Consider the following 18,758-nt stretch of genomic DNA (forward strand, 5'->3'; position numbering starts at 1 on the left):
GCGGCTGTCCAGCGTGTAAGTCCACTGGCCGTCGCTGCCCAGTACCAGGCTGCCGTAGTTGCCCTTCACCGTCTCGCCCACGAAGGCCAGATCGGCGTTGTCCGCGTCGCTCGCCGTCAGCTGCCCGCCGATGCTCGGCTGGCTGTCTTCCACCACGCTGCCCGTGCCGCGGCTGATCACCGGCGCGTCGTCGGTGCCATTGATGGTGATGGTCACCATGTGTTCAGTGCCGTCCACACTCTGCACCTTGAAGCTTTCGGTACGGGTTGCGCCCGCGCCCAAGTACTGCACCTTGCTGTTATCGACGTTGTAGGTCCAGGTGCCGTCCGCCGTGATGGTGAGGCTGCCCAGTACTTCGCCCTGCGCCACGCCGGCGCCGGCCTTGAAGGCTATTTCGGTGGCGACCTTCAGTTGTCCGGAATCGCTCAGCGTCGGAATCGCTGCATCTTCGGTGACTGCCCCACTATCAGTCGTTCCAAATGATCCCAGTTGGGCACTATCGCTACCCGCACCCTTATTGCCTGCCGCGTCGGTCTGCACTGCGTCAACCTTCAGTTGCTCGCCTTCGGCCAATACGCCTTCGTTGAAACGGATCACACCTTGGTCATAGGCGTACCCCATCAGCACTTTCCCCTGCGCATCGGTGAACTGCACGGTCCCATCGACAAACTTGACGGTGACCACGCGTGCGTCGGGACTGCCAGCGCGGTCTATCGTCAGGGAGACCTGGCCACCAGATTGCAGCGCGGCGTGATCGACACGCACCTCCACCTGTGCATGGCCATCTCCCGCCTCCTTGCCGTTCAGCCAGCCATCGTTATTGGCATCGTTGACGATTTCCACAGTGATCTTCGGCGCGGTCACGTCAACGTTGCCGTTGTCGCTCGCCTGTCCCTTGTTGCCAGCCGGGTCGCTCACGCTGGCGTCTGCCTTGTAGCCACCTTCCGGCAGAGGCTTGCTCACATCCACGCTGTAGCTGCCGTCCGGTTTCACGGTGGTGGTCAGCATCTGCTTATCACCCTTGGCGTCGGTCACCACGATGGTGACGGTGCTACCGGCCGGCGCGTCGGTCTTGCCGGTGATGGTCGGCGTGGTGTCGTTGCTATTGTCCGGCGCGTTGACGGTAATGATCGGCGCGGTCACGTCAACGTTGCCGCTGTCGCTCGCCGTGCCGGTGTTGCCAGTCGGGTCTTTCACGCTGGCGTCCACCTTGTAGCCGCCTTCTGGCAAAGGCTTGCTCACATCCACGCTGTAGCTGCCGTCCGGTTTCACGGTGGTGGTCAGCGTCTGCTTATCACCCTTGGCGTCGGTCACCACGATGGTGACGGTGCTGCCGGCCGGCGCGTCGGTCTTGCCGGTGATGGTCGGCGTGGTGTCGTTGCTATTGTCCGGGGCGTCGACGGAGATGGTCGGCGCGGTGGTGTCGACCGGTGCGTCTTCGCGCGCGGCAGTGGCCACTTGGCCGTCAGCCTCTGGCACCACCCGCGCATCCACACGAGCGGTTTCCAAGTTCAGCTCGTTCAGGGTCTCGACGATGCGGCCCAGGCGGACGAAGCCGTGGCCGCCGTCGGCGCCGCTGCCGCCGGTCAGGCCGGCGGCGGTTTCTTCGAGCACGCCCAGCGGGTCTTCGTTGCTGTTGAGCGCGGCGATCACCTTCTCGGCTTCGGCACTCAGCGGAGCGACGCGCGCTTCGGTGGCGTCGACGGCGTTCGGCTGCAGGGTTTCTTCGGCCAGCAGCACGGTGCGGCCGCCGTCGAGGCTGACTTGCTGGCCACCGGGTCGTTCGAAGGTGAGCGATGCGCCATTGGCAAGCTCGATCCGCTCGCCGGTGGCGACCATGTCGCCCGCCTTGAGGATACGCACGCTGCCGTCGGCCGCGATGGCCCTGACTACACCCTGAATGGCGACCACTTTACCTTGAGCCATGACCCGTCCTTCGCTGACACGATTGAGATGCTGTCAGGGTAAGACGGCAAATGCGAAAGAAATATCGTACCGAAGGACAATACGGGGCCATGCCAAGCAAAACGGCAGCCTCGCGGCTGCCGTCCTTGCGCGCAGGCTGCGCTTAGCCCAGCTTGATCAACAGCTGCAGGCGGTCTTCGACGCCGAACTTCTCGAACAGGTGGCTCAGGTGCGCCTTGACGGTGCGCTCGGCGATCTCGAGTTCGCGCGCGATCTCCTTGTTGGAGAGGCCGCGGCGCAGCGCGGCGACCACCTCGGCTTCGCGCGCGGTCACCTTGTCGCGCCACGCGCCGTCGCCGGCGGGCAGGCGCCCGGCGAGCTGGCGGCACAGTTGCGCGAGCAGTTCGCGGCCGACCCAGCTCGCGCCCCCTTCCACGGTGGCGACCACCTGGCGCAGCACGTCTTCGGTCGAGTACGCGTGCGCGTAGCCGGCCGCGCCGCGGCCAAGCCAGGCGACGCCCTCGGCGTTGTCGGGCACCGAGCTCAACGCAACCACCCGGGCACGCGCGCACAGCACTGGCCAGTCGGCCGCGTCCACCCCGGGCATGGCGAGGTCGACCAGCACGGTCTGCCCTGGCTGCAGGCCGGCGGCAAGCGTCGCCGTGTCGGCGACCCGCCAGCAGCGCTCCGCCCCCAGCGCGGCGCGCCAGGTGTCGGCCAGCGCCTCGCTCAGGGTAAACAGCACGATCTTCATGGCAAGCCTCCTCGTGTCAGCGTTCGGTCAGCGCGGCGGCCTTGGCGCGCAGCACCGGCTTGAGCAGGTAGGACAGGATGCTCTTCTTGCCGGTCATGATGTCCACCTGCGCAACCATGCCGGGGATGATCGGCAGCTTCGCCTCGCCCAGGCTCGAGCCCTTGGTGCGCACCTTGACGATGTAGAAGGCGTTGCCCTTCTCGTCGGTCACGGTGTCGGCGCCGATGGTCTCGACCACACCCTGCATACCGCCGTACACCGTGAAGTCGTACGCGGTGTAGCGCACCACCGCCGGCTGGCCGGGGCGCAGGAAGGCGATATCGCGCGGCGTGATGCGCGTCTCCAGCAGCAGCGACTCGTTCAGCGGCACGATCTCGACGATGTCCTTGCCCGGCTGCACCACGCCGCCGACGGTGTTGTTGTACAGGCGCTTGACCTCGCCGCGCACCGGGCTGCGGATCTCGGACAATTTCACCTTGTCCTTGAGGCCGACGCTGCCCTCCGACAGCGCGCCGACCTTGCCCAGCGTCTCCGAGAGTTCGGTGCTCGCCTGGTTGCGGAACATCAGCTCCACCTCGTCGATCTTGCGCTGCGCCTCGGCGATCGCCGCCTGGATGCGCGGCACCTGCGCCGCGGCCATGTCGCGCTCGCCGCGGTAGCGGCTGACGTCGCGCTCGAGCCTGAGCAGGTCGACATCGGACACTGCGCCGGTCGCCTTCAGCGGGCGGGTCACCGACAGCTCCTGGCTGGTCAGCGCGAGGCCCTGCGCGGCCTGGTCGCGGCGGGCGATCGCCTCGTTCAGCTCCTGCCGGCGCTGCGCGAGCTGCTGGCGCGCGATCGACACCGACGCGTCCAGCTCCATCTTCTTGCTCTGGTAGAGGTCCATCTCCTGGCGGGCGATGTCGGGCGCCTGCTCGAGCACTTCCTGGGGCAGCGCGAACGCCTCGCCATTGGCGATCGCCTTCAGGCGCGCCGCCTTGGCCGCCTGCGACAGGTATTGCGCCTGGTTCTCGCGTAGCGACGACACGAAGCGGGTGTTGTCGACCTTGACGAGCAGCTGCCCCTTGTCGACCACCTGCCCCTCGCGCACCAGGATCTGCGAGACCACGCCGCCGTCCAGGCTCTGTAACACCTGGTTCTGGCCGGATGCGACCACTTTCCCCTCGCCGCGCGACACCTCGTCGACCTTGGCCAGCGCCGCCCACAACAGCGCCACCACCACCACGGCGAGCATCAGCCACACGAACACCCGCGGGCGCTGCGGCTGCTGCTCGAGGATCGCCCAGTCGGCGTCGGCCGCGAAGTCGTTGCGGTCGGCGATGTCGCGCGCGCCCGCCCAGTCCATCAGCCGGTCCCACCACGGCGCACAGCGCGCCTGCGCGGCCAGCGCCCAGGCCTTGAGCCGTTCCATCCAGCGTTTCATCACGCGGCCCTTCCTACGCGGCCCTGCTGCAGCGCGGCCACCACTTCTTCGCGCGGCCCGTCGGCGACGATGCGCCCCTGGTCGACCACGATCAGGCGGTCGACCAGGTCGAGCAGCGCGTTATGGTGGGTGACCAGCAGCACGGTGCGCCCCGGCGCGATCGCGCGCAGCGTCTCGCGGATGCGCGCCTCGGAAGTGTGGTCCATATTGCTGGTCGGCTCGTCGAGCAGCAGGATCGGTGGCGCGTTGAGCAAGGCGCGCGCGATGGCGACCGCCTTGCGCTGGCCGCCGGACAAAGACTCGCCGCGCTCGCCGATCAGCATGTCGAAGCCTTGCGGGTGCGCGCCGACAAATTCGGTGAGGCCGGCCTGCTCGGCCGCCGCCGCCACCGACGCGTCGTAGGCGTGGGGCGAGCCCATCGCGATGTTCTGCCTGAGCGAGCCGTAGAACAGCACCGGGTCCTGCGGCACGTAGCCGATATGGCGGCGCAGCTCGGCCGGGTCGATCTGCTTGATGTCAACACCGTCGACGCGGATCGACCCGCCGGACGGCTGGAACAGGCCGAGGATCAGCTTCTGCAGCGTGCTCTTGCCCGAGCCGACGCGGCCGATCACCGCGACGCGCTCGCCCGCGCGGATGCGGAACGACACCCCCTTCAGCGCGACCATCGGGTTTTGCGGGTAGCTGAAGCTGACGTCGGAAAACTCGATCTCGCCCTTGAAGCTGACCCGGTGGAAGAAGTTGGCATCCTGTTCACGCTCGACGGGCATCTTCATGAATCCGTCGAGCGAGGCGAGCGAAGTCTTGGCGTTGTGGTACTGGGTCAGCAGGCCGACCACCTGCCCCAAGGGCGCCATCGCGCGGCCGGACAGCATGATCGCGGCGATCATGCCGCCCATCGACAGCTGGCCCAGCATGATCATGTAGACGCCGGCCACCAGCATCGCGACCGACACCAGTTGCTGGATGAAGCCGGCAAAGTTCTGCGTGGTCGACGCCAGCAGCTTGAGCCTGGAGCCGACCTGCGCGAGAAATAGCGTCGAGCGCTCCCACTTGCCCTGCAGTTCGCCCTCGGCGCCGAGCACCTTGATGGTGTCGAGACCAGCCAGGCTCTCGACCAGGTGCGCGTTGCGCTGCGCGCCGGCGCGCAGCGTGGTCTCCGCCATCTCCTGCATCTTCGCCTGCACCAGCCACGCAAAGCCGACCATCAGCAAAGCGCCGACCAGCACCGGGATCGCCATCCACGGCGAGATCCACGCGATGACCAGCACGAACAGCAGCAAAAACGGCATGTCGATCAGCGCGGTGACCGACGCCGACGCGATGAAGTCGCGGATGGTCTCGAACGCGCGCAGGTTGGCGGCGAACGCGCCGACCGAAGCCGGGCGCGCCTCCAGCCGGATGCCGAGCACCCGCTCCATGATCAGCGCCGACAGGGTCACGTCGACCCGCTTGCTGGCCAGGTCGATCAGGTAGCCGCGCGAGACCTTGAGCAGGAAGTCGAACATGAGCACCAGCGCGCCGCCGACGGCGAGCACCCACAGGGTGTCGGTCGCCATGTTCGGCACCACCCGGTCGTACACGTTCATCGAGATGATCGGGAAGACCAGCGCGAACAGGTTGATCAGCAAGGCGGCGAGCATCGCGTCGCGATAGAGCGGCGCGCTGGCGAACACCGTCTGCCAGAACCAGTGCCGCGAGCGGATCTGCGCCATCTCCGGCGCGCGCTTCTCGTACTGGTAGCGCGGCTTGACCAGGATAGCGACGCCGGCGTAGCGCGCCTCCAGTTCGGCAAGCGCCACCTCGACCACCGCGTCGGGCAGCTCGGCGTAGCTCACGCGCAGGGTGTCGCCGTCGCGCTCGCGCAGGATGCACGCGTCGGTGCCGTCGATGAGCAGCACCGCCGGCAGCAGCGCCTCGCGCAGCGACGCGATCGTCTGCCGCGTCACCCGCGCGGCGAGACCGGCGCGGCGCGCCGAGCGCGCGAACATCGAAGGGGAGAGCCGGTTGTCGGGAAGCGGGATGCCGGCGGTGAGCGACTCGCGAGTGACCGCGAGGCCGTAGCCGCGGGCGAGCGCGAACAGGCAATCAAGCAGGGGGTCGACGTGGGTCGACTGACGGGAGAGCCCGGCGCCGTCGGCCGGTACTTGGGTATGAAAAGCCATGATGGGACTCGCAGACTGGGTCGGCTTTATCGGTTCGCTATAGTGATTTTATACGCGCCCCGCACTCTACACGGCTTTTTATTTGAAATGAATAGATTGAAGCTGTTTGTCGTAAAAATACAAAACCCCCGCCCGTGCCGCGTGGGCGGCCAGAGCGGGGGTGAGCCGGAAAAAGGGTTCAGGCGGCGGCGCGGCCGGCACGCACGAAGGCGAGCACCGACGCGAAGAACAGCGTGCACAAGGCCGCCTGCGCCCAGCCGAAGGTGCTGGAGAGGCCGCTGTCGGCCCAGCCGCGCATCACGCCCTCGGCGAAGAAACCGAGGATGAACATGCTCGCCCACTGGTAGGTGTAGCGGCGCGCGCGCAGGATGCCCGGCAGCGGCAATAACAGCAGCGCGGCCTTCAAGACCAGCCAGGAGCCGCCCTCGCGCAGCGGCGCCCACCACAGCTCCCAGCCCACGTTGAGCAGGATCAGCGCGATCAGGCTGCCAATCGCGCCCCAGTGCGCCCACTGCCTCATGCCGCCTCCCCGTCCGTCTTGGCGGACGGCTTGCCGAGGAACACCGACAGCAGGATGCCGAGCTCGTAGAGGATCCACAGCGGCACCGCCAGCATGATCTGCGAGAGCACGTCGGGCGGGGTGACGATGGCGGCGATCACGAAGGCGCCGACGATCACGTAAGGCCGCCCCTCGCGCAACTGCTCGACGCGCAGGATGCCCATGCGGGTGAGCAGGATCACCACCACCGGCACCTCGAAGGTGACGCCGAAGGCGACGAACATGCCAAGCACGAAGGACAGGTACTTGTCGATGTCGGTCATCATCGACACGCCGTCCGGGGTGACCGAGCTCATGAAGCCGAACACCACCGGGAACACCAGGAAGTACGCGAAGGCCATGCCGATGAAGAACAGCAGCACGCTGGAGACCACCAGCGGCGCGACCAGCTTCTTCTCGTGCTGGTAGAGGCCGGGCGCGATGAACGCCCACACCTGGTACAGCGTGTTCGGCAGGGAGATCAGGAAGGCGACCAGCATGGTCACCTTGACCGGCACGAAGAACGGCGCGGTGACGTCGGTCGCGATCATGCTCGCGCCGGCGGGCAGCACGTCCATCATCGGTTTGGCCAGCAGCCGGTAGATGTCGCCGGCCCAGTGGAACAGGACGACGAACACGATCAGGATGCCGGCCGCGATGCGCACCAGTCGGGTTCTGAGCTCGATCAGGTGCGCCAGCAGCGGTTGTTCTGTCATGGACGCGGGGGAGGTTCGGGTGACGGGGCCGCCGCGGCAGGCGCGGCGGGTGCAAACAGGTCGGGCTGGTTCTCGTCGCGCGCCAAGGCGGCCGGCGCTTCGTCGTCGCGGTGCGCGGCGTCGATCAGCGCCTGCGGGTCAAGCTCGCGGGCGGCGTCGTCCAGCGCGGCGCCGACTTCGGCGTGCGCGTCGGCCACCGGCTGCGCCGCCTCGGCCGCCAGTGCCTTCAGTTCGCCCTGTTGGGCGCGCAGCACCTCGTTGACCTCGTCGACCTGGCCCTGCACCTGGCTGCGCAGCCCCTCGGCCGCGCTACGCAGGTCTTCTTGCAGGCCGGTCAGGCCGGTGGCGGCCGCCTGTGCGTGCATGTCGGCCTTCACGCCGGAGACGAAACGCTGCATGCGGCCGATCAGCGCACCCAGGGTGCGCGCGACGGTCGGCAAGCGCTCGGGCCCCAGCACGATCAGCGCGATCATGCCGATGAGCACCAGCTCGCCAAAGCTGATCTCGAACACGGCTGCGACTTACTTCTTGTCTTCGGTTTCGGCCTTGACGTCGATCACGCGGCCGCCCTCGGCCGGCTTCTGCTCTTCGTCGCCCTTCATGCCTTCCTTGAAGCCCTTGACCGCGCTGCCCAGGTCTTCACCGACGTTGCGCAGCTTCTTGGTGCCGAACACCAGGACGACGACGACCAGAACGATGATCCAGTGCCAGATGCTGAAAGAACCCATGATATGTCTCTACCCGATTGATGTATTGGTATGGACGCCAGCCGCGGGCTGGCGCGGGAAAACTCAGGCCTTGTGGCCGAACACGTGCAGGTGCAGGTGCGGCACTTCCTGGCCGCCGGCGCGGCCGGTATTGATGCCGCACTTGAAGCCGTCGGTCATGCCCTGCTCGGCGGCGATCTTGGGCGCCAACAGCAGCATGCGGCCCAGCATCGCCTGATGCTCGGGCTCGCAATGCGCGAGGCTGTCGACATGTGCCTTGGGAATGATCAGCACGTGCACCGGCGCGATCGGCCGGATGTCGTGGAAGGCGACGAAATCGTCGTCCTCGTAAACCTTGGTGGCGGGGATGTCGCCCGCCACGATCTTGCAGAAAATGCAGTCGCTCATTCGGATAGTCCTGTGTTACTCGGCCCGGCGCGAGGCCTTCTCGTCGATGCCGGAGATGCCCTCGCGGCGCTTGAGTTCCATCAGCACGTCCTCTGGGCGCAAGCCGTGATGGGCAAGCAGCACCAGGGTGTGGAACCACAGGTCGGCGACTTCGCGCACCAGGTGCAGGCGGTCGCCGTCCTTGGAGGCGAGCAGCACCTCGGCCGATTCCTCGGCCACCTTCTTGAGGATCGCGTCCTCGCCCTTGCGGTACAGGGACGCGACGTAGGAAGACTCGGACGCCGCCTCGCGGCGGGCTTCGAGCGTGTCGGCCAGCTTGCTCAGCACCTCGGTATCGATCATCGGGCAGCCCTTCGGGACGGTTCGAAAAGTATAAGGTGATTTTATTGCAGCAACGTGAATTTTCGATAGGGAAAACCCGCGATGCCTTGTCCGCCGTCAAGCGGACGGGCCGTGTCCGTAGATCTCGGCCGGGTCCTTGCGCACCGGGTCGGTCACCTGCCACGCGCCGTCCCGCCACACGCGGTAGAAGCAGGATTCTCGCCCGGTATGGCAGGCGATGCCGCCGGCCTGCGTGATCTGCAGCACGATCACGTCGCCGTCGCAGTCGAGCCGCATCTCGCTGACCGTCTGCAGGTGGCCGGATTCCTCGCCCTTCTTCCACAGGCGGCCGCGCGAGCGGCTGTAATAGTGGGCGACGCCGGTCTCGGCCGTCAGCGCGAGCGCCTGGCGGTCCATCCACGCGACCATCAGCACACGCTGGGTCGCCGCGTCCTGCGCGATCGCGGTGACCAGGCCCTTGTCGTCCCAGCGCACCGCGTCCAGCCAGCTGGCGGTTTCCATCTGTCCGTCCTTGCCTGCGCTCATAGCCGCACCTCGACGCCGGCCGCGCGCATCGCCGCCTTCGCCTCGCCGACCGTGTGGTCGCCGAAGTGGAAGATGCTGGCGGCGAGCACCGCGTCAGCCTTGCCTTCCTTCACGCCGTCGACCAGGTGCTGCAGGGTGCCGACGCCGCCGGAGGCGATCACCGGCACCGGCACCGCCTCGGACACCGCGCGGGTCAGCGCAAGGTTGAAGCCCTGGCGGGTGCCGTCGCGGTCCATGCTGGTGAGCAGGATCTCGCCGGCGCCGTATTCGGCCATCTTCACCGCCCACTCGACCGCGTCCAGCCCGGTCGGGCGCCGCCCGCCGTGGGTGAACACTTCCCAGCGCGTGTTGTCCGCGTTGACCGCCTTGGCGTCGACGGCGACCACGATCGCCTGGCTGCCGAAGCGGCCGGCAGCGTCGCGCACCAGGTCCGGGTCGGTGATCGCCGCTGTATTGATGCCGACCTTGTCGGCGCCGGCGTTGAGCAGGCGGCGCACGTCGGCGACGCGGCGCACGCCGCCGCCGACGGTCAGCGGGATGAACACCTGGTCGGCGACCGCCTCGATCACGTGCAGGATCAGGTCGCGGTCGTCGGAGCTGGCGGTGATGTCGAGGAAGGTCAACTCGTCGGCGCCCTGCTCGTTGTAGCGGCGGGCGATCTCGATCGGGTCGCCGGCGTCGCGCAGGCCGACGAAGTTGACGCCCTTGACCACGCGGCCGGCGGTCACGTCGAGGCAGGGGATGATGCGTTTGGCGAGCATGGCAAAAACCGGGAGAAAGTGCGGAGGGCGCCGCCGCCGGACAGGCCGGCAGCGGCGCAAGGTCAGGCGGACAACTCGTCGGCCAGCGTCTGCGCTGCGGCGAAGTCGATGGTGCCTTCGTAGATCGCGCGACCGGTGATCACGCCCTCGACGCCTTCGCTCTGAACCGCGCACAGCGCGCGCACGTCGTCGAGACCGGTCAGGCCGCCGGAGGCGATCACCGGTACGGTCAGCGCCTGCGCGAGCTTCACCGTCGCCTCGACGTTGACACCGTTGAGCATGCCGTCGCGGCCGATGTCGGTGTAGATCACCGACACCACGCCGTAGTCCTCGAAACGGCGGGCCAGGTCGACCACGTTGTGCTGGGTCACTTTCGCCCAGCCGTCGGTCGCGACCTGGCCGTCCTTGGCGTCCAGGCCGACGATCACGTGGCCGGGGAAGGCATCGCACGCATCGTGCAGGAAGCCGGGGTTCTTCACCGCGGCGGTACCGATGATCACGTACTTGAGGCCCATGTCGAGGTAGGCCTCGATGGTGTCCAGGTCGCGGATGCCGCCACCCAGTTGCACCGGCATGTCGTTGCCGACCTCGCCCAGGATGTCGCGGATCACGCCGCGGTTCTTCGGCTTGCCGGCGAACGCGCCGTTCAGGTCAACCAGGTGCAGGCGCCCGGCGCCCTGGTCTCGCCAGTGCACGGCCATTTTCACCGGGTCGTCGGAGAACACGGTCGCGTCGTCCATCACGCCTTGCTTGAGGCGTACGCACTGTCCGTCCTTGAGGTCGATAGCGGGTATCAGCAGCATGGTGCATTCATCTACGGAAGGTTAAACACTGCCATCCCAGGCGAGGAAGTTCTTCATCATCTGAAGGCCCGCCCGGTGGCTTTTCTCGGTGTGGAACTGCGTGGCAAAAATATTATCGCGGCCGACGATGCACGCGAAGCGGTCCGGGTATTCGGATTCGCCCAGCGTCAGCGCGCCGGTCGCCGGCGCGAAACGGTAGCTGTGCACGAAGTAGAAGCGCTCGCCGTCTTCGATGCCGGCAAACAGCGGGTGCGGCCGCGTCTGGAACACCCGGTTCCAGCCCATGTGCGGCACCTTCAGCCGCTCGCCCGCAGCGTCGGTCAGCCCCGGCGCGAAGCGCACCACGTCGCCGGCGAAGAGGCCGAGGCCCGGCGTATCGCCTTCCTCGCTGTGTTCGAACAGGAGCTGGGCGCCGACGCAGATGCCGAAGAAGGGCTTGCTGCGCGTGGTCTCCAGCACTGCCTCGGCGAGCCCGTGCGCGTTAAGTTCGCGCATGCAGTCGGGCATCGCGCCCTGGCCCGGGAACACCACCTTGTCGGCGCGCACCACCTCGTCCGGGTCGGAGGTGAGGAACACCTCGGCGCCGGCGTCGTTGACCGCCTGCACCGACTTCAGGACCGAGTGCAGGTTGCCCATGCCGTAATCGATGATCGCGACCTTCATGCCGTCAGCGTCCCCTTGGTCGACGGCATGCGCCCGGCCATCCGCTCGTCAAACTCGACCGCCATGCGCAGCGCGCGGCCGAAGGCCTTGAACACCGTCTCGGCCTGGTGGTGGCTGTTCACCCCGCGCAGGTTGTCGATGTGCAGGGTGACCATCGCATGGTTGACGAAGCCGTGGAAGAACTCGGAAAACAGGTCGACGTCGAAGCTGCCGATCGCCGCGCGGGTGAACGGCAGGTGGTACTCGAGCCCCGGCCGGCCGGACAGGTCGATCACCACCCGGCTCAAGGCCTCGTCCAGCGGCACGTAGGCGTGGCCGTAGCGGCGGATGCCCTGCTTGTCGCCGATGGCGCGCGCGAAGGCCTGCCCCAGCGTGATGCCGATATCCTCGACCGTGTGGTGCGCGTCGATGTGCAGGTCGCCGACCGCGTGGATGTCGAGGTCGATCAGCCCGTGGCGGGCGACCTGGTCGAGCATGTGTTCGAGAAAGGGCACGCCGGTGTCGAAACGGGCAATGCCGGTGCCGTCGAGGTTGACCGAAACGGTGATCTGCGTCTCGGCGGTGTTGCGGGTGACAGTCGCGCTACGCATGGTTCACGCCAGTTCCTGTTGCAGTGCGGACAAGACCGCGTCGTTTTCTTCGGGGGCGCCGACGGTGAAACGCAGGCAGTTTTCCAGCAACGGATGCGCGCCGTCGAGCTTCTTGATCAGGATGCCGCGCGCCTTGAGCGCGGCGAACAGCGCACCGGCGCCCGCCACCCGGCAGGTGACGAAGTTCGCTTCGCTCGCGAACACCTCGACCCCCGGCAGCGCGGCCAGACCGGCAAACAGCCGCGCACGCTCGGCGCGCAACAGCGCCGCCTGCTCGTCGAACAGCGCGAGGTGATCGAGCGCGAAGTGCGCAGCTTCCTGCGTCAACACGTTGACGTTGTACGGCGGGCGCACCTTGTCGATTTCGGAGACCCAGGCGGCGGCGCCTGCCGCGTAGCCCAGGCGGATGCCGGCCAGCCCCACCTTGGAGAGCGTGCGCATCACCAGGAGGTTGTCGACCTCGCCGGCAAGGTCCATCAGGCTGTCGTCGGCGAAGGCCTGGTACGCCTCGTCGACCACCACCAGGCCCGGCGCGGCGGCGAGCACCGCCTCGACGTCGGCGCGCGCGTAGCGGTTGCCGGTCGGGTTGTTCGGGTACGCGATGAACACCAGCGCCGGCTGGTGCGCCTCGATGGCCGCGAGCAAGGCGTCAAGGTTGAGGCTGAAGTCCGCGTTCAGCGGGACGCCGACGTAGCGCATGCCGGCGAGCTCGGCGTTCACGCGGTACATCACGAAGGAAGGCTCGAGCGCGAGCATGGTGGCACCGGGACGCGCCAGCGCCTGCGTCACCAGCGTGATCAGTTCGTCCGAACCATTGCCCAGCAACAGTTGCGCGGCAGGCGGGATGCCGAAGGCGTCGGCGAGCCGCACCTTGAGTCCGCCGCCGGACGGGTCGGGATAACGGTTGACGGCGACGCGGCCGAGGCGGCTGCCCAGTTCTTCCTGCAGGGCGGGCGGCAACGGGAACGGGTTTTCCATCGCGTCGAGCTTGATCATGCCGCGCGCGTCGGCGACATGGTAGGCGTGCATGGCGGCCACTTCCGGGCGCACCCATGCTTGGGCTGCTGGTTTCATCGGTCTGCTTCGTCTGGTGCGCGTCATCTGGACGACACGCGAAATATCCGCATATCGTAACGGTTTATCGGCCGGCGGGCGAGCGCGTCGCCCGCCCGGCTCAGTCCTGACCTGTCAGCCGCAGCTCGGCGGCGCGCGCGTGCGCGGTCAGCCCCTCGCCGTGCGCGAGCACGCTGGCGATGCGGCCGAGCTTGTCCGCCCCCTCGCGCGACACGCGGATCAGGCTGGTACGCTTCTGGAAGTCGTACACGCCCAAGGGGCTCGCAAAGCGCGCGGTCCGGCTGGTCGGCAGCACATGGTTGGGGCCGGCGCAGTAGTCGCCGAGGCTCTCCGAGGTGAAGCGCCCCATGAAGATCGCGCCGGCGTGCTTGAGCGCCGGCAGCCACGCGTCGGGGTCGGCCACCGACAGCTCGAGGTGCTCGGGCGCGATGTAGTTGGCGATGCGGCACGCCTCGTCGAGGTCGGTTACCTGCACCAGGGCGCCGCGGTTCTCGAGCGACGCGGCGATGATGTCGCGCCGCGGCATGTCCGGCAGCAGCCGCTCGATGCTCGCCGCGACCGCGTCGAGGTAGGCGGCGTCCGGGCACAGCAGGATCGCCTGCGCGATCTCGTCGTGCTCGGCCTGGCTAAAGAGATCCATCGCGATCCAGTCCGGGTCGGTGCTGCCGTCGCACACCACCAGAATCTCGGACGGGCCGGCGACCATGTCGATGCCGACCACGCCGAACACGCGGCGCTTGGCGGCGGCCACGTAGGCGTTGCCCGGGCCGGTGATCTTGTCGACCTGGGCGATGCTCTGGGTACCGTAGGCAAGCGCGGCGACCGCCTGCGCACCGCCGACGGTGTACACCTGGTCGACGCCGGCGATATACGCGGCAGCCAGCACCAGGTCGTTACGCTCGCCCCCCGGGGTTGGCACCACCATGACGATCTCGCCGACACCGGCGACCTTGGCCGGCAGTGCGTTCATCAGCACCGAGCTCGGATACGCCGCCTTGCCGCCGGGCACGTAGATGCCGACCCGGTCGAGCGCCGTCACCTGCTGGCCGAGCAGGGTGCCGTCCTCGTCCTCGTACTGCCAGGAGTGCGCGAGCTGCTTCTCGTGGTAGCGGCGCACCCGCTCGGCGGCGGCGGACAGCGCCGCGCGCTCGGCTTCGGGCAGGCGCAGGAAGGCCGCCTCAAGCGCGTCGCGGCCCAGCGTCAGCTCGGCCATCGACGAGGCCTGCATGCGGTCGAAGCGGTTGGTGTACTCGATGAGCGCCGCGTCGCCGCGCGCCTTCACGTCGGCGCAGATCGCGGCGACACGCTCGTCGATGGCCGGGTCCTGCGCTGTCTCGAACGCCAGCAGCGCCTGCAGGCGTTCGCCGAAATCCGCGTCACCGCTGTTCAACCTTTGCATGCTGCCTCCCCCTGGCGGACCACCGACGAGAACGCGTCGAGCACCGGCTGGATCGCGCCGTACTTGAGCTTGAGCGCGGCCTGGTTGACCACCAGCCGCGAGCTGATGTCGAGGATATGCTCGACGGCAACCAGGCGGTTCGCCTTCAGCGTGCCACCGGTCGACACCAGGTCGACGATCGCGTCGGACAGGCCGACCAGCGGCGCCAGCTCCATCGAGCCGTACAGCTTGATGATGTCGACGTGCACGCCCTTCTTGGCGAAATGCTCGCGCGCGATCAGCGGGTACTTGCTCGCCACCTTCAGGCGCGCTCCCTTCTTCACCGCGGCGTCGTAGTCGAAGCCCTCGGGTACCGCGACCATCATCCTGCAGCGCGCGATATTGAGGTCGAGCATCTGGTACAGGCCGTCGCCGCCGTGCTCGATCAGCACGTCGCGCCCGGCGATGCCCAGGTCGGCGGCGCCGTACTGCACATAGGTCGGCACGTCGGACGCGCGCACGATGACGAGGCGCACGTCGTCGCGGTTGGTGCCGATGATCAGCTTGCGCGAGGACTCCGGGTCCTCGGCCGGGACGATGCCCGCCGCCGCCAGCAGCGGCAGCGTTTCTTCGAAGATGCGCCCCTTGGACAGCGCGATGGTCAGCTTCATGATGGTTTCTTGGTGTGGATGGTCAACGGGTCAGCGCTCGGCGTTCTCGCTCGAGCTGGGCGACGTAGCGCTGGACGAGGCCCTCGCGCGCCGTGCTCATGTTCAGGAACTGGCAACCGATACGCGTCGCCGGGTTGCCGTTGGTCAGAGTCAGCGCACGCCGGTTGCGCACCTCGATGCCGACCGGCAGCACGCCAAGCCCGGGCAACTCGACGCTGCAGTCGGCGTAGCGCTGGCCGTAGTCGAAGCCGGCCAGGTCGTGCTCGGGCAAGTCGAGCGCCATGCCGCCGATACTGATGTCGAACAGCGGCAGCAGCAACTCGCCGGCGGGGTGGTCAAGCACGCGGCAGTACACCGGGTTCGCCAGCGGCGTCTTCACGCGGAACATCTCGCGCCGCTGCAGGCGGATCATCGCGGCGGGCAAGGCGGCTTCGAACGCCGGCCGGCCCTCGAATTCGATTTCGCGCGGCTGGCCGGTCGAGAACTGGGTCTTGATGCCGTCGGGCGCGCAGGCGAACACATTGTGCGGGCAGGCGAGCAGGATGCGGTTGGCGGCCTCGTTGCCGCCCCAGTCGAACACCAGCGTGCCGGTTTGGGCGTCGGCGGCGAGCACGCGGGTCAGCACGCAGTTCTTGCCCTGGTTCGAGTAGACGGTAAGCATCACCCCCACCTGCGCGAGACCGCGCAGGTGGTGGACGATTTCCAGCGGGGAAGTCAGCGTGTAACGCTCGAGCTCGGTTGCGCCGCCCTGGCTGCCGGGTGCTGCACTCACATCAAAATCCTGTCGTTCGGTCTTCGTGTCGCCACAGTTTACCGCAACAAAATACGAATATCATGGGCGAGCGCGTCAGCCGGCGTGCCGTACGCCTGGTAGACGCGCAACTGGCCGTCGCGGCCGATCAGGTAGGAGCCGGCGCTGTGGTCCAGCGTGTAGCCGCCGCCCTCGCCCGCCACCCTGTTCGCGACCACCTTGAAGCGCCCGGCGACGGCGGCCACCTCGTCCGCCGTGCCGGTCAGGCCGACGAAGGCCGGGTCGAAATGCGGCACGTAGCCCTTAAGCACGGCCGGCGTGTCGCGCGCGGGGTCGAGCGAGACGAACAACACCTGCAAGCCGCGCCCGTCCTCGCCCAGCGCGCGGCGCGCGGCGGCGTACTCGAGCATCGTCGTCGGGCACACGTCCGGGCAGTGGGTGTAGCCGAAGAACAGCGCGACCACCTTGCCGCGGTAGTCGGACAGCGCGACGCGCTGACCGTCGTGCGCGGTCAGCGCAAAGTCGCCGCCGAAGGCGACGCCGGAGAGGTCGCTGCCCTTGAACGGCAGCTTCTGCACCGGCGGCTCGGCGGGCGAACAGGCGGCCAGCACCAGAGGCAGGCACACGAGGCGTAACAGGCGAAGCAGGCGGGACATCAGCTGACGGGGATCATCCAGTAGTGGTCGACGAGCAGCGCGGCGAACATCAGCGTCAGGTAGCTGATCGACTGCCGGAACATGCGCCGCGCGGTCTCGTCGGCGTAGTGTATATGCAATTTGCGTGCGATGCCGATAAAGCGCGCGTTCAGCAGCAGCGCTGCCGCGAGATACAGTGCGCCGCTCTCGCCCAGCGCGACCGGCAGCAGGCTGACAGCGGCAAGCAACCACGCGTAGAGCAGCATCGACAGCGTGGTGAAGCGCTCGCCGTGGGTAAGCGGCAGCATCGGCAGGCCGGCGGCGCGGTACTCGTCGCGCCGGTACAGCGCGAGCGCCCAGAAGTGCGGCGGCGTCCAAGCATAGATGATCAGGAACAGCACCATCGCCATCGCGCCGACTTCGCCGGTCGCCGCCGCCCAGCCGAGGATGGGCGGCATCGCGCCGCTGGCGCCGCCGATCACGATGTTCTGCGGCGTGTTCGGCTTGAGCAGCAGGGTGTAGACGATGGCATAGCCGACGAAGGTCGCGAGCGTCAGAGACGCGGTCAGCGCGTTGACGAAGCCGACCAAGAGCGCCATGCCCAGGCCCCCTGCAGTGAGCGCGACCGTCAGCACCAGCGCGAAGCCCGCCTCGCCGCTGGCGGTGGCGCGGCGCTGGGTGCGGCGCATCCGCGCGTCGATGGTGCGCTCGACCAGGCAGTTGACCATCGCGGCGGCGCCGGCGACCAGCCCGATGCCCAGCGTCGCGGCGATGAGCAGGCCCGGTTCCGGTAAACCCGGTGTCGCGAGCAGCATGCCGATCACCGCGCAGAACACGATCAGCAGTACCACCCGAGGCTTGGCCAGCCGCCACAGTTGCGCGGGCAGCGCCGCCACCCGTCCTGCCTGCATCGTCGTCATCGCACGCCTCCTTGCTGGCCGAATAGATAAAGACGGCGGCCGACCGCCGACGCCAGCGGCGCGCGGGCACGCACCGCCACCGACAGCACGCCCGCCGCGAGCAGCATCGCCCCCGCGTTATGCGCGACCGCCAGCGGCAGCGGCAAGGCGAACACCACGTTGGCGACGCCCAGGCCGACCTGCAGCGCCCACAGCGACACCAGCCACCGCCGGCTCGCCCGCCACGCAGGCACCCCGCGCGTGTGCCACACCAGCGCGATCAGCAGCATGCTCAAGAGCAGCGCGCCCGCCCGGTGCAGCCAGTGGATGGCGACCAGCGCACCCCAGCCAAGCGGCGTGCCGTCCGGCCCCTCGCCCAGCGCGCGCGTCACGTGCAGCGCGGCGGTAAAGTCCATGCCCTCCGGCCACCACGCGCCGTTGCACTGCGGGAAGCCCTGGCAGGCGGGCGCCGCATAGTTGGACGTCACCCAGCCGCCAAGCAGCACCTGCACGGCCACCGCCGCGACCAGCGCCCAGGCGAGCCCTCGCACCGGCTGCGGCGCCGGCAGCGGTGCGAGGCTGGCGCGGGCGAGCAGCGCCGCAATCAGCGCGACGATAGCGACGCCGCCGATCAGGTGCAGGCTGACGATCGCCGGTTTCAGCAGCAGGGTCACCGTCCACATGCCAAGCAGCCCCTGAAAAATCACCGCCGCGAGCAGCACGCCGGCGAGCAGCCGCTGCGTACGCTGGCGCCACGCCAGCCAGGCGATGCCGACGATCACCAGCCCCAGCGCCGAGGCGAGGTAGCGGTGGCTCATCTCCTTCCACGCCTTGGCGAGGCTGACCGGCCCGTGCGGGTCGGCCGCGTGCACGTCGACGATCACGTCGCGCGCGTGCGCCGGGCTGAGCTTGCCGTAGCAGCCCGGCCAGTCCGGGCAGCCAAGCCCGGCGTCCGACAGCCGCACGTAGGCACCCAAGGGCACCACCACGCAGGCGATTAGAAGCGCGAGCCACAACAGGCGGCGCATATTGGCAGGCATCCTTCGCATG

The 18,758-nt window shown here is 68.2% G+C and carries 21 protein-coding genes and 1 pseudogene; all 22 read right to left on the reverse strand.

The window, feature by feature from the left end; all coding sequences use genetic code 11:
* On the reverse strand, positions 1-1,926 hold a 1,926-nt coding region (locus GZH52_RS12290), incomplete at its 3' end, for a retention module-containing protein (RefSeq protein WP_163316755.1).
* Between the two features lie 142 nt (positions 1,927-2,068).
* On the reverse strand, positions 2,069-2,659 hold the full coding sequence (locus GZH52_RS12295; RefSeq protein WP_163316756.1) for a response regulator transcription factor: 591 nt from the start codon (positions 2,657-2,659) through the stop codon (positions 2,069-2,071).
* Positions 2,660-2,675: 16 nt separating this feature from the next.
* Complete coding sequence (locus GZH52_RS12300; protein ID WP_432417438.1) at positions 2,676-4,070, reverse strand: HlyD family type I secretion periplasmic adaptor subunit; 1,395 nt, start codon at positions 4,068-4,070, stop codon at positions 2,676-2,678.
* An 11-nt stretch (positions 4,071-4,081) separates the two neighbouring features.
* Positions 4,082-6,247, reverse strand: a complete 2,166-nt coding sequence (locus tag GZH52_RS12305; protein WP_163316758.1) for a type I secretion system permease/ATPase — start codon at positions 6,245-6,247, stop codon at positions 4,082-4,084.
* Between the two features lie 178 nt (positions 6,248-6,425).
* Positions 6,426-6,767 carry a DUF2069 domain-containing protein gene (locus GZH52_RS12310; protein WP_163316759.1) on the reverse strand — a complete coding sequence of 114 codons (342 nt, stop codon included), beginning with the start codon at positions 6,765-6,767 and terminating at the stop codon, positions 6,426-6,428.
* A complete protein-coding gene (tatC, locus tag GZH52_RS12315; RefSeq protein ID WP_163316760.1) occupies positions 6,764-7,501 on the reverse strand; it encodes a twin-arginine translocase subunit TatC in 738 nt (245 codons plus the stop codon). The genes GZH52_RS12310 and tatC overlap by 4 nt, the downstream gene beginning before the upstream one ends.
* A gap of 370 nt (positions 7,502-7,871) precedes the next feature.
* Positions 7,872-7,974, reverse strand: a pseudogene (locus GZH52_RS16880) (Sec-independent protein translocase subunit TatA/TatB); the annotation flags it as partial.
* Between the two features lie 48 nt (positions 7,975-8,022).
* Positions 8,023-8,229, reverse strand: a complete 207-nt coding sequence (gene tatA, locus GZH52_RS12325; protein WP_163316761.1) for a Sec-independent protein translocase subunit TatA — start codon at positions 8,227-8,229, stop codon at positions 8,023-8,025.
* A gap of 63 nt (positions 8,230-8,292) precedes the next feature.
* Positions 8,293-8,616 carry a histidine triad nucleotide-binding protein gene (locus GZH52_RS12330; protein WP_163316762.1) on the reverse strand — a complete coding sequence of 108 codons (324 nt, stop codon included), beginning with the start codon at positions 8,614-8,616 and terminating at the stop codon, positions 8,293-8,295.
* A gap of 15 nt (positions 8,617-8,631) precedes the next feature.
* Positions 8,632-8,958 carry a phosphoribosyl-ATP diphosphatase gene (locus tag GZH52_RS12335; RefSeq protein WP_163316763.1) on the reverse strand — a complete coding sequence of 109 codons (327 nt, stop codon included), beginning with the start codon at positions 8,956-8,958 and terminating at the stop codon, positions 8,632-8,634.
* A 96-nt stretch (positions 8,959-9,054) separates the two neighbouring features.
* Positions 9,055-9,483: a phosphoribosyl-AMP cyclohydrolase gene (gene hisI, locus GZH52_RS12340; protein WP_432417437.1), complete on the reverse strand. Its 429-nt coding sequence runs from the start codon at positions 9,481-9,483 to the stop codon at positions 9,055-9,057.
* Positions 9,480-10,244, reverse strand: coding sequence for an imidazole glycerol phosphate synthase subunit HisF (gene hisF, locus GZH52_RS12345; RefSeq protein WP_163316764.1), 765 nt, complete (start codon positions 10,242-10,244; stop codon positions 9,480-9,482). The genes hisI and hisF overlap by 4 nt, the downstream gene beginning before the upstream one ends.
* A gap of 62 nt (positions 10,245-10,306) precedes the next feature.
* Complete coding sequence (gene hisA, locus GZH52_RS12350) at positions 10,307-11,047, reverse strand: 1-(5-phosphoribosyl)-5-[(5-phosphoribosylamino)methylideneamino]imidazole-4-carboxamide isomerase (protein ID WP_163316765.1); 741 nt, start codon at positions 11,045-11,047, stop codon at positions 10,307-10,309.
* A 21-nt stretch (positions 11,048-11,068) separates the two neighbouring features.
* Entirely contained in the window at positions 11,069-11,710 is a 642-nt protein-coding gene (hisH, locus tag GZH52_RS12355; protein ID WP_163316766.1) for an imidazole glycerol phosphate synthase subunit HisH, read from the reverse strand.
* Positions 11,707-12,300: an imidazoleglycerol-phosphate dehydratase HisB gene (gene hisB, locus GZH52_RS12360; RefSeq protein WP_163316767.1), complete on the reverse strand. Its 594-nt coding sequence runs from the start codon at positions 12,298-12,300 to the stop codon at positions 11,707-11,709. Before hisB ends, hisH begins: the two co-directional genes overlap by 4 nt.
* Before the next feature lie 3 nt (positions 12,301-12,303).
* Positions 12,304-13,374 (reverse strand): histidinol-phosphate transaminase, encoded by a 1,071-nt coding sequence (hisC, locus tag GZH52_RS12365; protein ID WP_163316768.1) that lies wholly within the window; start codon positions 13,372-13,374, stop codon positions 12,304-12,306.
* 100 nt (positions 13,375-13,474) lie between these two features.
* Complete coding sequence (gene hisD, locus GZH52_RS12370) at positions 13,475-14,773, reverse strand: histidinol dehydrogenase (protein ID WP_163316769.1); 1,299 nt, start codon at positions 14,771-14,773, stop codon at positions 13,475-13,477.
* Positions 14,761-15,423, reverse strand: coding sequence for an ATP phosphoribosyltransferase (gene hisG / locus GZH52_RS12375; RefSeq protein ID WP_163316770.1), 663 nt, complete (start codon positions 15,421-15,423; stop codon positions 14,761-14,763). The genes hisD and hisG overlap by 13 nt, the downstream gene beginning before the upstream one ends.
* Before the next feature lie 22 nt (positions 15,424-15,445).
* Positions 15,446-16,195 (reverse strand): flagellar brake protein, encoded by a 750-nt coding sequence (locus tag GZH52_RS12380; RefSeq protein WP_349290658.1) that lies wholly within the window; start codon positions 16,193-16,195, stop codon positions 15,446-15,448.
* 38 nt (positions 16,196-16,233) lie between these two features.
* Entirely contained in the window at positions 16,234-16,830 is a 597-nt protein-coding gene (locus tag GZH52_RS12385; protein ID WP_163316771.1) for an SCO family protein, read from the reverse strand.
* On the reverse strand, positions 16,830-17,729 hold the full coding sequence (locus GZH52_RS12390) for a heme o synthase (RefSeq protein WP_163316772.1): 900 nt from the start codon (positions 17,727-17,729) through the stop codon (positions 16,830-16,832). The genes GZH52_RS12385 and GZH52_RS12390 overlap by 1 nt, the downstream gene beginning before the upstream one ends.
* Entirely contained in the window at positions 17,726-18,757 is a 1,032-nt protein-coding gene (locus tag GZH52_RS12395; protein ID WP_239058118.1) for a COX15/CtaA family protein, read from the reverse strand. The genes GZH52_RS12390 and GZH52_RS12395 overlap by 4 nt, the downstream gene beginning before the upstream one ends.
* Position 18,758 lies beyond the last annotated feature (1 nt).

The sequence above is a fragment of the Crenobacter caeni genome (genome assembly GCF_010435965.1).
Taxonomy (GTDB): domain Bacteria; phylum Pseudomonadota; class Gammaproteobacteria; order Burkholderiales; family Chromobacteriaceae; genus Craterilacuibacter; species Craterilacuibacter caeni.

Excerpts from the sequence above, each read along its gene's own strand:
- GZH52_RS12385 (WP_163316771.1), bottom strand. The coding sequence starts at position 16,830 with ATGTCCCGCCTGCTTCGCCTGTTACGCCTCGTGTGCCTGCCTCTGGTG.
- GZH52_RS12335 (WP_163316763.1), bottom strand. The coding sequence starts at position 8,958 with ATGATCGATACCGAGGTGCTGAGCAAGCTGGCCGACACGCTCGAAGCC.
- hisI (WP_432417437.1), bottom strand. The coding sequence starts at position 9,483 with ATGAGCGCAGGCAAGGACGGACAGATGGAAACCGCCAGCTGGCTGGAC.
- GZH52_RS12395 (WP_239058118.1), bottom strand. The coding sequence starts at position 18,757 with ATGCGAAGGATGCCTGCCAATATGCGCCGCCTGTTGTGGCTCGCGCTT.
- hisG (WP_163316770.1), bottom strand. The coding sequence starts at position 15,423 with ATGAAGCTGACCATCGCGCTGTCCAAGGGGCGCATCTTCGAAGAAACG.
- hisC (WP_163316768.1), bottom strand. The coding sequence starts at position 13,374 with ATGAAACCAGCAGCCCAAGCATGGGTGCGCCCGGAAGTGGCCGCCATG.
- hisF (WP_163316764.1), bottom strand. The coding sequence starts at position 10,244 with ATGCTCGCCAAACGCATCATCCCCTGCCTCGACGTGACCGCCGGCCGC.
- hisD (WP_163316769.1), bottom strand. The coding sequence starts at position 14,773 with ATGCAAAGGTTGAACAGCGGTGACGCGGATTTCGGCGAACGCCTGCAG.
- GZH52_RS12390 (WP_163316772.1), bottom strand. The coding sequence starts at position 17,729 with ATGACGACGATGCAGGCAGGACGGGTGGCGGCGCTGCCCGCGCAACTG.
- GZH52_RS12330 (WP_163316762.1), bottom strand. The coding sequence starts at position 8,616 with ATGAGCGACTGCATTTTCTGCAAGATCGTGGCGGGCGACATCCCCGCC.
- tatC (WP_163316760.1), bottom strand. The coding sequence starts at position 7,501 with ATGACAGAACAACCGCTGCTGGCGCACCTGATCGAGCTCAGAACCCGA.
- hisH (WP_163316766.1), bottom strand. The coding sequence starts at position 11,710 with ATGAAGGTCGCGATCATCGATTACGGCATGGGCAACCTGCACTCGGTC.
- hisA (WP_163316765.1), bottom strand. The coding sequence starts at position 11,047 with ATGCTGCTGATACCCGCTATCGACCTCAAGGACGGACAGTGCGTACGC.
- GZH52_RS12305 (WP_163316758.1), bottom strand. The coding sequence starts at position 6,247 with ATGGCTTTTCATACCCAAGTACCGGCCGACGGCGCCGGGCTCTCCCGT.
- GZH52_RS12300 (WP_432417438.1), bottom strand. The coding sequence starts at position 4,070 with ATGGAACGGCTCAAGGCCTGGGCGCTGGCCGCGCAGGCGCGCTGTGCG.
- hisB (WP_163316767.1), bottom strand. The coding sequence starts at position 12,300 with ATGCGTAGCGCGACTGTCACCCGCAACACCGCCGAGACGCAGATCACC.
- GZH52_RS12310 (WP_163316759.1), bottom strand. The coding sequence starts at position 6,767 with ATGAGGCAGTGGGCGCACTGGGGCGCGATTGGCAGCCTGATCGCGCTG.
- GZH52_RS12295 (WP_163316756.1), bottom strand. The coding sequence starts at position 2,659 with ATGAAGATCGTGCTGTTTACCCTGAGCGAGGCGCTGGCCGACACCTGG.
- tatA (WP_163316761.1), bottom strand. The coding sequence starts at position 8,229 with ATGGGTTCTTTCAGCATCTGGCACTGGATCATCGTTCTGGTCGTCGTC.